Raw genomic sequence first — 223 nt, 5'->3', positions numbered from 1 at the left:
GAAAGCAAGCATTTGACTCGCTTTCAGACTTGACGCTTGAACGTGGTATCCAGCACCACGCGCTGCTAGCCTCCTGCGTCCCTCCATCGCTCATAACGATTCGGTGCAGTACAGGAATTTCAACCTGTTGTCCATCGACTACGCCTCTCGGCCTCGCCTTAGGTCCCGACTTACCCTGGGCGGACGAGCCTGCCCCAGGAAACCTTAGTCTTGCGGCGGACAG

General features: G+C 57.4%; 1 rRNA gene. It reads right to left on the bottom strand.

Annotation, left to right across the window (positions count from 1 at the left end):
• Window positions 1-223: ribosomal RNA gene (locus lacNas_RS03475) — 23S ribosomal RNA — on the bottom strand; the annotation flags it as partial.

This window comes from Lactobacillus nasalidis (assembly GCF_016587775.1).
Classification (GTDB): Bacteria; Bacillota; Bacilli; order Lactobacillales; family Lactobacillaceae; genus Lactobacillus; species Lactobacillus nasalidis.
The sequence above is the reverse complement of the archived record's forward strand: the minus strand, read 5'-3'. Positions and strand labels throughout refer to the sequence as shown.